At 71.7% G+C, this 12449-nt stretch carries 10 protein-coding genes; 8 read left to right on the plus strand and 2 right to left on the minus strand.

The features are described from left to right. Positions 1–17: 17 nt before the first annotated feature. Entirely contained in the window at positions 18–686 is a 669-nt protein-coding gene (locus tag ACQP0N_RS07505) for a DUF998 domain-containing protein (protein ID WP_433118675.1), read from the minus strand. Next, positions 679–1644, minus strand: coding sequence for a glutathione S-transferase family protein (locus ACQP0N_RS07510; protein ID WP_433118677.1), 966 nt, complete (start codon positions 1642–1644; stop codon positions 679–681). Before ACQP0N_RS07510 ends, ACQP0N_RS07505 begins: the two co-directional genes overlap by 8 nt. Before the next feature lie 106 nt (positions 1645–1750). Here ACQP0N_RS07510 and pcaF point away from each other — a divergent pair, with 106 nt between their 5' ends. The 8 genes from pcaF to ACQP0N_RS07550 all read left to right on the plus strand — a co-directional run bounded on the left by pcaF (position 1751) and on the right by ACQP0N_RS07550 (position 12446). Then, a complete protein-coding gene (pcaF, locus tag ACQP0N_RS07515) occupies positions 1751–2956 on the plus strand; it encodes a 3-oxoadipyl-CoA thiolase (RefSeq protein ID WP_433118679.1) in 1206 nt (401 codons plus the stop codon). Positions 2957–3110: 154 nt separating this feature from the next. Beyond that, positions 3111–3923 (plus strand): SAM-dependent methyltransferase, encoded by an 813-nt coding sequence (locus tag ACQP0N_RS07520; RefSeq protein ID WP_433118681.1) that lies wholly within the window; start codon positions 3111–3113, stop codon positions 3921–3923. Positions 3924–3927: 4 nt separating this feature from the next. Continuing rightward, positions 3928–6087 carry a putative bifunctional diguanylate cyclase/phosphodiesterase gene (locus ACQP0N_RS07525; protein WP_433118683.1) on the plus strand — a complete coding sequence of 720 codons (2160 nt, stop codon included), beginning with the start codon at positions 3928–3930 and terminating at the stop codon, positions 6085–6087. Between the two features lie 85 nt (positions 6088–6172). Beyond that, complete coding sequence (locus ACQP0N_RS07530) at positions 6173–6673, plus strand: DUF456 domain-containing protein (protein WP_433118685.1); 501 nt, start codon at positions 6173–6175, stop codon at positions 6671–6673. A gap of 177 nt (positions 6674–6850) precedes the next feature. Then, the gene (locus tag ACQP0N_RS07535) at positions 6851–7597 is read left to right on the plus strand and encodes an MBL fold metallo-hydrolase (RefSeq protein WP_433118687.1); all 747 of its coding nucleotides are present in this window, start codon (positions 6851–6853) and stop codon (positions 7595–7597) included. Between the two features lie 330 nt (positions 7598–7927). Continuing rightward, positions 7928–9466: an amino acid permease gene (locus tag ACQP0N_RS07540; protein ID WP_433118689.1), complete on the plus strand. Its 1539-nt coding sequence runs from the start codon at positions 7928–7930 to the stop codon at positions 9464–9466. Positions 9467–9605: 139 nt separating this feature from the next. Then, positions 9606–10970, plus strand: a complete 1365-nt coding sequence (locus tag ACQP0N_RS07545) for a glutamine synthetase family protein (protein ID WP_433118691.1) — start codon at positions 9606–9608, stop codon at positions 10968–10970. Positions 10971–11066: 96 nt separating this feature from the next. Further along, positions 11067–12446, plus strand: coding sequence for an aldehyde dehydrogenase family protein (locus tag ACQP0N_RS07550; protein ID WP_433118693.1), 1380 nt, complete (start codon positions 11067–11069; stop codon positions 12444–12446). Positions 12447–12449: the final 3 nt, after the last annotated feature.

Here is a 12449-nt window from a genome sequence, read left to right on the forward strand (position 1 = left end):
GATGCGCGTGACGCTCCTTACAGACTTCGCTGCCGGTAAGTCAGGGCCAGGGCCGTGCCGGTGGCCACGCCCCACAGCACGGCCAACGCGAGAACCACCCGCTCCGCCACGCCGACCAGCGAGCCCCGGCCGACCACGAGCATGGCCAGGCCGATCGTGGCGCACAGCGGCAGGGCGAGCGCCGCCGTCACCGCCGCCAGACGGCGTACCACCGGTCCGGCCGGCCCGGACACGGCCAACGCCACCATGGCGAGGACCACCGCCGCCGTCGCCGCGATGCTCGCGCCGCCGTGCACCAGGTCGGCGACCGTGGTCCGCTCGAACGGCGGTAGCGGGCATCCGGCGGAGCAGGTCACCGCCCCGGAGACCGCCGTGAGCACCGCGCCGCTGGCGAGCAGCGCCGGCGCGACCCGGACCCCGGGCGGCAGCGCCGCGGCGATCAGCAGCAACGCGCCGGCAAGAGCCAGAACCCCGATCCGGTACGTCACGGCGTGCGCGCTGCCGGCGATACCGGCCTCGCTCACGTACCCGGTGAAGCCCGGACCGGGACCGGCGACCACCGCGACCGTCACCGCGACCGCCCCGGCCACCGCGCAGCCGGCGGCGGCCGACCCGGCGACCCGGCGGGCCAGGCCCCCGTGGCCGGGAGGCGTCGTGGCGGTGCCGGCCCGACCCGGCTCAGCCACGTCCGTGCGGCGTCGTCCAGCCGGACTCGTCGGGACCCAACGGCACGATGCCGGTCGGGTTGATCTCCCGGTGGGTGCCGTAGTAGTGCCGCTTGATGTGGTCGAAGTCCACCGTCTCGCCGAAACCCGGCGTCTGGAACAGGTCCCGGGCGTACGCCCAGAGCACCGGCATCTCGGTCAGCTTGTTCCGGTTGCACTTGAAGTGCCCGTGGTACGCCGCGTCGAAGCGGACCAGCGTGGTGAACAGCCGCACGTCCGCCTCGGTGATCGCGTCCCCCATCAGGTAGCGCTGCCCGGCCAGCCGCTCGGAGAGCACGTCCAGCCGGGCGAAGAGCGCCCGGAACGCCTCGTCGTACGCCTCCTGCGAGGTCGCGAAGCCGCACCGGTAGACGCCGTTGTTGATGTCGGTGTGGATCTCGGCCATGAGCGCGTCCATCTCGGGGCGCAGCGCGACCGGGTACAGATCCGGGGCGTCGGGGGCGTGCAGTGACCGCCACTCGGTGGAGAAGTCGAGGGTGAGCTGGGGGTAGTCGTTGGTGACCACCCGGCCGGTCAGGGTGTCGACGAGCGCCGGCACGGTCACCCGGCCGGTGTAGTCCTCGTCGGTGGCCAGGTACGCCTCGGAGAGGAAACGGACGCCGAGGACCGGGTCGAAGCCGTCCGGGTCGAGCGCGAACGCCCAACCCCGCTCGTCCCGGATCGGGTCCACGGTGCCCAGCGAGATCGCGTCGTCCAGCCCGAGCAGGCCACGCACGATCCTCGCCCGGTGCGCCCACGGGCACGCACGGCACCATACGAGCCGGTACCGGCCGGCCTCCAACGGCCAGCGGTCCTGCTCGTCCGGACCGCCGCCGGGAGGCGAGGTCGAGTCGGCGGTGACCCGACCGGTGAACCGGTTGGGCTGACGGACGAACGCGCCGCCACGGCTGGTCTCTGCGCTGAACTGGGCCCGGGCCATGCCGTCAACCTATCCGTTGCCGGCGTGGATATCCTGGCGGCCGGCAGCCCCCGCGATCCGGTGGGCGTGCCCCACCCCCGCCGTCTGCACCCCTGAAGGACTCGCGATGACCGTGGCATACCTGGTGGCCGGTGTCCGTACCCCGATCGGCCGGTACGCGGGCGCGCTGGCCGGCGTCCGCCCCGACGACCTGGCCGCCCACGTGATCCGTGAGCTGGTCGCCCGGCACCCGTCGGTGGACTGGGCCCGCGTCGACGACGTCGTGCTCGGCTGCGCCAACCAGGCCGGCGAGGACAACCGCAACGTGGCCCGGATGGCGGCGCTGCTCGCCGGGCTGCCCGAAGAGGTGCCGGGCAGCACGGTCAACCGGCTCTGCGGCTCCGGTCTGGACGCCCTCGCCACCGCCGCCCGCTCCATCGCGGCGGGGGACGCCGAGCTGGTGATCGCGGGCGGGGTGGAGAGCATGAGCCGGGCACCCTTCGTCGTACCGAAGGCGACCTCGGCGTACTCCCGCTCCGCCGAGATGTACGACACCACCCTGGGCTGGCGGCTGGTCAACCCGCTGATGCGCGACGGCTGGGGGATCGACTCGATGCCCGAGACGGCGGAGAACGTGGCCGCCGAGTACGGCGTCGACCGCGCCGAGCAGGACGCCTTCGCGTACCGCTCGCAGCAGCGCGCCGCCAAGGCGCAGGCCGACGGCCGGTTCGCCGAGGAGATCGTCCCGGTGTCCGTTCCCGCCGGCCGTCGGGAGACCCGACTGGTCGAGGTCGACGAGCACCCGCGCGAGACGTCGCTGGAGAAGCTGGCCGCGCTGCCCACGCCGTTCCGCGACGGCGGCACGGTGACCGCCGGCAACTCGTCGGGTGTCAACGACGGCGCGGTCGCTCTGCTGGTGGCCAGCGAGGCCGCGGTACGGCGGTACGGCCTCACTCCGCTGGCCCGCGTCGTCAGCGCGGCGACGGCCGGCGTGCCGCCCCGGATCATGGGGATCGGCCCGGTGCCGGCCACCCGCAAGCTGCTCGAACGGAACGGCGTCGACCTCGCTACGGTGGACGTCGTCGAGCTGAACGAGGCGTTCGCCGCGCAGTCCGTGGCGGTGCTGCGCGAGCTGGGACTGCCCGTCGACGCCGAGCACGTGAACCCCAACGGAGGCGCGATCGCGCTCGGCCACCCGCTGGGCGCCAGCGGTGCGCGCCTTGCGTTGACCGCCGCCCTGGAACTGCGCCGCCGAGGCGGCCGCCGGGCTCTCGCCACCATGTGCATCGGTGTCGGGCAGGGCATCTCGCTGCTGCTGGAATCCGCCGTTTGAGTGCGGAAAGTTACGTGAAGGCATCTCCCGTACGCGGTGACCGGCGGCCTAGAGTGGTCCACACCACACGACCCGCGGGGTCGGCCGGCGGCCGCGTACGCCCGTCGACGCCGGTGCCGCCTCGCGCTGCGGCGACGAACTGGGGGGCACACCGATGCCGGACGCACTGCCGACCGAGATTGACCTGACCAGGCCGAGCGCGGCCCGGGTGTACGACTACTTCCTGGGCGGGGCGCACAACTTCGAGATCGACCGGCAGTTGGCCGAGCAGATCGCGAGCATGACCCCGAACCTCGCGGCCACCATGCGCTCCGGCCGCGACTTCCTGCGCCGGGCCGTCCGGGTGCTGCTCGACGCCGGTGTCGACCAGTTCCTCGACATCGGCTCCGGCATCCCGACCGTGGGCAACGTGCACGAGGTGGCCCAGGCGGCGAACCCCAAGGCCCGCGTCGTCTACGTCGACATCGACCCGGTGGCGGTGGCGCACAGCCGGGAACTGCTCGCGGGCAACGACCTGACCGGGGTGATCCACGCCGACCTGCGCGAGCCGGAGCGCATCCTCGCCGAGACCCGACGGCTCGGGTTGATCGATTTTGACCGACCCATGGGCATCCTGCTGGCCGGGGTGGTGCACTTCGTTCCGGACGCCGACCGTCCCGACGAGATCCTGGCTACCCTGCGGGCCGCCGCCGCGCCGGGTAGCTTCCTGGTCGTCTCGCACTCCACCTTCGAGGACCAGCCGCAGGAGATGCTGGACGCCCAGCGCCTCTCCTCCCGGACCGACACCGAGATCACCCTGCGCTCCCGCGCGCAGGTCACCGGCTTCTTCGGCGACTGGACGGTGCTCGAACCGGGTGTCGTGCACATGCCACTGTGGCGCCCCGACTCGCCGGAGGACGTCGACGAGCACCCCGAGCGGTTCGGCGCCTTCGGCGGCGTCGCCCGGTACGACCAGCCCGCCGGCTGACCCCGTGGCCGCCGTCCCGGACCCCACCGGGGTCGACGTCGGCCGGACCGGTGTCGAGGCGTACGCCGCTGACTGGGCCCGTGTCGTACGCCGCATCGGTTTCGTGCCGCTCAGCGCGGCCGAGACCGAGCGGCTGCTGCTGCTGCACACCGTCCGGCTGGCGGAGATCGTGCGAGCCGAGCCGTTCAGCGCCCGTCCCGCCGAGGAGGTGGGGCGGGCCCTGGTGGAGGCGCACCTGACCGAGCCCCGGGCGTTGGAGTGGTCGCTGCGCGCGCTCGGTGACGACTTCCCCGCCCGGGTGCTGGCCGACGGTCGACCCGCCGATCTGGGCGACCGGATCGCGGCGGCGCAGGGCGCGTTGGCGGCTGGGTTCGCCCGTGCCCTGCGCGACCGCACCTTCGCACAGCAGGAGCGCATCGCCCGTTCGGCGTGGCAGGCGCGGGACGAGGTCGAGCAGGCGTTGCGCGACAGCGAAGCGCGGTTCCGGGCGGTCTTCACCGGGGCCGCGATCGGTATCGGCATCGCCGGGGTGGACGGGCAGATCATCGACGTCAACACGGCCTTCGCCGAGATGCTCGGCTACTCGATCGAGGAGCTGCGCCGGATCAACGTGGCGGCGCTGTTCCACGCCGACGACGCCGCCGGCATGTGGGAGCTGTACCAGGAGCTGATCGAGGGCAAGCAGGACTCGGCCCGGGTCCAGAAGCGCTACTACCGCAAGGACGGCAGCGTCGTGTGGACGGATCTGGCCGTGTCCCTGATCCGGTACGACGACGGCCGGCCACGGTTCACCGTCGCGATGATCGAGGACATCACCGAGCGGTACGAGCTCCAACAGCGGCTGCGCTTCCAGGCGCTGCACGATCCGCTCACCGGGCTTCCCAACCGGACGTTGTTCTTCGAGACGTTGGGCCGGGTCTTCGACACCGCCGCCCCCGGCCAACGGGTCGGGGTGTGCTTCCTCGACCTGGACGGCTTCAAGACCATCAACGACAGCCTCGGCCACGACCTCGGCGACCGGCTGTTGGTGACGATCGGCCGGCGGCTCGCCGAGTGTGTGGCCGACCGGGGTCACCTGGTCGCCCGGATGGGCGGCGACGAGTTCGTCATCCTGGTCGACGGCGGTGGTGCCGTCGAGGAGGCCGTGGCCGTGGCGGAGGCCGCGCTGGCCGCCGTCGCCGCGCCCGTACACGTCGGCGACCAGCAGTTGGCGGTCTCGGCCAGCGTCGGGATCGTGGACTGCCCGGCCGCGGAGACCACCGCCTCGGAGCTGATGAAAGCCGCCGACACGACGCTCTACTGGGCCAAGGCGGCCGGGCGGGGTCGGTGGGCGGTGTACGACCCGGAGCGCAGCGCCCGTGACCTCGCCCGCTCGGCGCTGGTCGCCGGACTGCCCGCCGCGCTGGACCGGGGTGAGTTCGTGCTGCACTACCAGCCGATCGTGTCGCTGCTGGAGGGCACGATGCTCGCCGTGGAGGCGCTGGTCCGCTGGGAGCACCCGGAGCTGGGTCTCATCGGTCCGGATCACTTCATCGGCCTCGCCGAGGAGACCGGTCTGATCGTCCGGCTCGGCGAGTGGGTGCTGCGGCAGGCCTGCCGTGACGCCGAACGGTGGTGGCGGGAGTTCCCCGAGGCGCGGGTCGTGGTCAGCGTCAACCTGGCCGCCCGGCAGGCCGACGACCCGGCGATCGTCGCGACGGTGGCCGACGCGCTCGCCACCAGCGGTCTGCCGGCAGAGCTGCTACAACTGGAACTGACCGAGAGCGCCGTCATGGGCAGCGCGGGCGAGCCGCTGCGCAGCCTGCACCGGCTCGCGGCGCTGGGCGTCCGACTCGCGGTCGACGACTTCGGCACCGGCTACTCCAACCTCGCGTACCTGCGGCGGCTGCCGATCCACTGTCTGAAGCTGGCCGGCCCGTTCGTCGAGGGCATCCGCGCCGACGGTACGGACGAGGCGGCGGACCACCGCGACGAGCGGATCGTCGACGCGTTGGTCAGGTTGGCGCACGCGTTGGAGCTGTGGGTCACGGCCGAGGCGGTGGAGACCGGCGTGCAGGCGGAGCGGCTACGGGCCCTGCGCTGCGACACCGGGCAGGGGCGGTACTTCGGCGCGCCGGTGCCCGCGCAGGACATCACGGCCCGGCTCCGGCAGGCTACGGCGTGAGGCGCGCGGGCTGGCCGGCGACGGACGGCGACGGCGTGAGCGGCGGGCCGGTCCGGTCCGCGTGGTGCCGACGGAAGGCGACGGCGTGAGCCTGAACGACTCGCAGACGGTGGTGACCGTGGTGGCCGCACTGGCCATCGTGGCCGGGCTGGCGGGTGTGGTGGTGCCCGGCCTGCCGGCGCTGCCGCTGTGCTGGGGCGGGGTGCTGGTGTGGGCGATCTTCGGCGGGGCCGGCCTCGCGGGTTGGGCGGTGTTCGCCGCCGCCACGCTCGTCGCAGTCGGCGGCATGATCGTGAAGTATCTCTGGCCGGGGCGGAACCTGAAGCGCACCGGTGTACCGACGTCGTCCCTGCTGGCCGGGGGCGCGCTCGGGCTGGTGGGGTTCTTCGTGATCCCCGTGGTCGGCCTGCTGCTGGGCTTCGTCCTGGGGGTGTGGGCCGCCGAGCGGCTGCGGCTGGGCAGCAACCGGCTCGCCTGGCCGTCCACCGTGCAGGCCCTCAAGGCGGTCGGCCTGTCCATGCTGGTGGAGTTCCTGGCCGGCCTGACCATCGGCGCCCTCTGGGTCGGCGGCCTCCTGCTGGCGTGATCCGCCGCCGTCCGTGCCGCCGTCCGTGCCGACGTCGTCGGCGGTGTCGCGGCGGCGTCGGGGCGGACCTGCCGTGAGAAGCGTGATGCCTGTGCGTCATCAAGATGACGCACAGGCATCACGGCCGTTGGGCCTTCGGGCCGGTGCGGTGTCACCGACTGCGGCTAGGGTCGGCCCATGCACGTCGTGGTGCTCGGCGGTCGTGGTGCCTGGCCATCGGCCGACCAGGCGTGCGCGGGCTTTCTGGTCGAGCACCGGGGTTTCCGGCTGTTGATCGACCCCGGCTACGCGACCCTGCAACCGCTGCTGGCCCGGCTGCCGGCCTCGGCGGTCGACGCGGTGTACGTCAGCCACGGCCATCCCGACCATTGCGCGGACCTGCAGCCGTTGCTGCGGGCCAGGGTGCTGTCCGACCGGTCCGTGCCAGCTCTGCCGGTGTACGCGCCCACCGGCAGCCTCGGCCCCCTGCTCGCGCTCGACGAGCCCGGCCTCCTCGACGCGGCGTACCACCTGCACGGGTTCACCCCCGGCGACGCCTTCGACGTCGGTCCGTTCGCCGTGCGCACGTGGTCGCTGCCGCACTGGGTGCCGACCGCGGGCGCCCGCTTCTCGGTGGCGGGCACGACGGTGGCGTACACCGGGGACACCGGGCCGAGCCCGCTGTTGGTCGAGGTGGCCCGCGACGCCGACCTGCTGATCGCCGAGGCGACGTACGTCGACGAGATCCCCGAAGGGCATGTCGGCTTCCTGTCGAGCGCCGCCGAGGTGGGCCGCTACGCCAGTGCGGCGCGGTCCAGGGCGGTCCTGCTGACCCACCTCTGGCCCGGAACGGACCCGGTCGCGGCGGTCGCCGCGGCGCAGCAGGCGTACCGCGGTCGGGTCGGTGTGGCCCGCCCGGGTCTGGTGGTCGATCTGACCGACTGACCTGCGCTCGTCGTGATGGGTGGGGCGCGGGGCACTCGTCGGGTACGGCGGACCGCCGTACGTGAGAGAGAGATCGTGCCCCGCGCCGCCGCGGCCGGGCGTTCCGAGCGCCCGGGGATGACCCGTCGCGAACGGGCCTGGTCACGGGGTCAAGGATGCGGGTGTGGAGGACGCGGTGGCAACGCAATTAGCGGGAAGGCGGTGAGATTCCCACCCCCGCTGTATTGACCCTCCTTGATCGGCGGGACGACACTTTGCGCACTCGTTGACGGAACCACCTCAGGGAGGTGCGCAGTGGCCACGACGCCCGTTCCGACCGCAGAGCAACCGATGGACGACGACGCCCGGCGACTCGCCGAACTCGGCTACAAGCAGGAACTGCGCCGCAAGTGGAGCGGCTTCTCCAACTTCGCCATCTCGTTCTCGATCATCTCTATCCTGGCCGGCTGCTTCACCACCTTCGGCCAGGCGTGGAACAACGGCGGACCGGTCGCCATCTCCTGGGGCTGGCCGCTGATCTCACTGTTCATCCTGATCATCGGCTTCTGCATGGCCGAGCTGGTGTCGGCGTACCCGACGGCCGGCGGCATCTACTGGTGGGCGGCGACCATGGGTCGTCCGGTGCACGGGTGGTTCACCGGCTGGTTGAACCTCATCGGCCTGGTCGCCGTCACCGCGTCGGTCGACTACGGCTGCGCGACCTTCCTCAACCTCACCCTGTCGGCGCTCTTCGACGGGTGGGCCGGGACGCTGCGGCAGGCGTTCGTCCTGTTCGTGATCATCCTGGCGCTGCACGGCCTGATCAACATCTACGGGCACCGGATCATCGACGTACTCCAGAACGTCTCGGTCTGGTGGCACGTGGCCGGCGCGGCCGTCGTGGTGGCCATCCTGGTGTTCGTCCCGGACAACCACCAGAGCTTCCAGTTCGTGTTCACCGAGCGGTTCAACAACTCGGGCTTCGGTGACGGTGACACCGGCGGCCTGACGTTCTGGTTCTACGTGCTGCCGCTGGGCTTCCTGCTCACCCAGTACACGATCACGGGCTTCGACGCCTGCGCGCACGTGTCCGAGGAGACCCGGGGCGCGTCCCAGGCCGCCGCCAAGGGGCTCTGGCAGTCGATCTTCTACTCGGCGGTCGGTGGCTGGATCCTGCTGCTGGCCTTCCTGTTCGCGGCCACCGACGTCGATGCGGTCAACGCCGCCGGCGGTTTCTCCGGCGCCATCTTCGAGTCCGCGCTGACCCCGGTCTTCTTCAAGATCGTCATCATCATCTCCACCATCGGGCAGTTCTTCTGTGGCATGAGCTGCGTGACGTCGATGAGTCGCATGGCGTACGCGTTCAGCCGTGACCGGGCCGTGCCGGGCTGGCGGCTCTGGTCGAAGGTCGACCGCAACGGCACCCCGGTCAACGCGATCATCGGCGCCACGATCGCCGGGCTGGTGCTCACCCTGCCGGCGCTCTACGAGAGCTCGGCCGGCATCCCGATCGCCTTCTACGCGGTGGTCTCCGTCGCGGTGCTCGGGCTCTACCTGTCCTTCCTCATCCCGATCGCGCTGCGGCTGCGGATGGGCGACCGGTTCGTCCCCGGGCCGTGGACGCTCGGCCGCAAGTACAAGCTGCTCGGCTGGATCGCGGTGATCGAGATCGCGATCATCGCCGTGTACTTCGTGCTGCCGATCGTGCCCGCCGGGGTGCCCGGCAACGAGGAGTTCACCTGGTCGGCGGTGAATTACGCGCCGCTGGCCGTCGGTGGGGTGCTGCTGGTGGTGGCCGTCTGGTGGTACGCCTCGGCCCGGAAGTGGTTCACCGGTCCGGTCCGTACCGTCGAGGAGCGGTCCGCGCGTACGCCCGCCGAAGGCTCCTGAACCACCCTGCGGTGTAAGGAAGGGCCCCTTGTTCAACAAAATCCGATAACAAGGGGCCCTTCCTTGCATCCGCGGCGGTGATCGGGGGCATTGACGGTGATCCGGTTTGCCAGTAGACCTTGGTGATGGAGGCCCGCTCATGAGGAAAGCGCCGCTCACGCTGGAACAACTGCGGGTCGCCGTCGACGATGGCGAGATCGACACGGTGGTGCTGGCCCTGGTCGACATGCAGGGCCGGTTGCAGGGCAAGCGGTTCCACGCGCCCTTCTTCCTCGACCAGGTCGTCGAGGGTGGCAGCGAGGGCTGCAACTACCTGCTGGCGGTGGACGTCGACATGAACACCGTCGACGGGTACGCGATGTCGAGCTGGGAGCGCGGCTACGGCGATTTCGCCATGGTGCCGGACTTCGCCACCCTGCGCCGGGTGCCCTGGCAGCCCGGCTCGGCGATGCTGCTGGCCGACCTCGCCTGGCTGGACGGCTCCGGTGACGTGGTCGCCTCGCCCCGGCAGATCCTGCGCAAGCAACTGGACCGGCTGGCCGAGCACGGGCTGACCGCGTACGCCGGCACCGAGCTGGAGTTCGTGCTGTTCCGCGACTCGTACGAGGACGCCTGGCGGCGCGGCTACCGCGATCTCACCCCGGCGAACCAGTACAACGTGGACTACTCCCTGCTCGGCACCGCCCGGGTGGAGCCGCTGCTGCGTCGGATCCGCACCGAGATGGCCGGTGCCGGGCTCACCCCGGAGAGCGCGAAGGGCGAGTGCAACCTCGGCCAACACGAGATCGCCTTCCGGTACGACGAGGCGGTGGCCTGCGCCGACCACCACGTCATCTACAAGAACGGCGCGAAGGAGATCGCCGCCCAGGAGGGCATGTCGATCACCTTCATGGCCAAGCCGAACGAGCGGGAGGGCAACTCCTGCCACATCCACTTCTCGCTCCGGGACGCGTCCGGCGCGTCGGCCATGCTCGGTGACGGGCCGGCGCACCTCAGCGAGACCGGGCAGCGGGTGCTCGCCGGGCTGCTCGCCACCATGCGGGAGTTCAGCCTGCTCTTCGCCCCGAACATCAACTCCTACAAGCGCTACCAGCCGGGCTCGTTCGCCCCGACGGCGCTTCGCTGGGGTGTCGACAACCGCACCTGCGCGCTGCGGGTGGTCGGGCACGGGCAGGGCATGCGGGTGGAGAACCGGGTGCCCGGGGCCGACGTCAACCCGTACCTGGCGATCGCCGGGCTGGTGGCGGGCGCGCTGCACGGCATCGAGCAGGGGCTGGAGCTGGGCGCGGAGTGCACCGGCAACGCGTACGACGACCCGGACGCCGAGCGCGTCCCCACCACGTTGCGCGACGCCCTGACCCTGTGGGAGGCGTCCGACGTGGCCCGCGAGGCGTTCGGCGACGAGGTGGTGGCCCACTACGCCAATCAGGCAAAGGTGGAGCTGAAGGCCTTCGACGCGGCGGTAACGGACTGGGAGCTGACCCGTGGCTTCGAACGCCTCTAGCCCTCGGGCCGTCCTCCGCCGCGATCTTGCACTTTCTGTCGTTGGTTTGGGGCAACTCACGGCTTATGTCGGCACAGAAAGTGCAAGATCGCGCGGATGGGGCGAGGGGGCGGTGCGGGCGTGAGCGTGGTTGTTGATCCGGCTTCCGGGGTGGGGTTTCGGGACATTCCTGGGGCGTCCCTCGAAGAGGTGGATGTCGCCATTTCGCGGGCGGCGAAGGCCTTTGCGGCTTGGCGGGAGGTTGCGGCGGGGGATCGGGGGCGGCTGTTGCGGCGGTTCGCCGCCGCCGTCGACGCGCACCTGGACGAGCTGGCCCTGTTGGAGGTGCGCAACTCCGGGCACACCATCGGCAACGCCCGCTGGGAGGCCGGCAACGTCCGCGACGTGCTCGACTACTACGCCGGTGCGCCGGAGCGGTTGACCGGCCGGCAGATCCCCGTACCCGGCGGCCTCGACGTCACCTTCCACGAACCGCTCGGCGTCGTCGGCGTGATCGTGCCGTGGAACTTCCCGATGCCGATCGCCGCCTGGGGGTTCGCCCCGGCCCTCGCCGCCGGCAACACGGTGGTGCTCAAACCCGCCGAGCTGACCCCGCTCACCGCGCTGCGCCTGGCCGAACTGGCCCGCGAGGCCGGCCTGCCCGAGGACGTGTTCACCGTGCTGCCGGGCGAGGGCGCGGTGGTGGGGGAGCGGTTCGTCAGCCACCCGGCCGTTCGCAAGATCTGCTTCACCGGCTCCACCGAGGTCGGCACGCGCATCATGGCCGGGTGCGCCGCCCAGGTGAAGCGGCTCACCCTGGAGTTGGGCGGCAAGAGCGCCAACATCGTGTTCGCCGACGCCGACCTGGAGACCGCCGCCGCGACCGCGCCCGGCGCGGTCTTCGACAACGCCGGCCAGGACTGCTGCGCACGGTCGCGGATCCTGGTCCAACGACCGGTGTACGACCGGTTCCTGGAACTGCTCGAACCAGCGGTACGCGCCGTCCGGGTCGAGGACCCGTCCCGCGACACCGCCGAGATGGGCCCGCTGATCTCCGCCGCTCAACGGGACCGCGTCGCCGGTTACCTGACCGGCGCGAAGATCGCCTTCGCCGGCTCGTGCCCGGACGGTCCCGGCTTCTGGCACGCGCCCACCGTGCTGCTGGCCGACTCACCGGCCGACCGGCACTGGCGGGAGGAGATCTTCGGGCCGGTGGTCTCGGTGCTGCCGTTCGACGACGAGGCCGACGCGGTGCGGCTCGCCAACGACACCGAGTACGGCCTCTCCGGCTCGATCTGGACCCGCGACGTCGGGCGCGCGCTGCGGATGGCCCGTGCCGTCGACTCGGGCAACCTCAGCGTCAACTCGCACTCCTCGGTGCGCTACTGGACCCCGTTCGGCGGGATGAAGCGCTCCGGACTCGGCCGTGAGCTGGGCCCGGACGCGCTGCACTCCTTCACCGACGTCAAGAACGTGTTCATCGCGACGAAGGAGTGAGGC

Source organism: Micromonospora sp. CA-246542, assembly GCF_050942905.1.
Lineage (GTDB): Bacteria > Actinomycetota > Actinomycetes > Mycobacteriales > Micromonosporaceae > Micromonospora.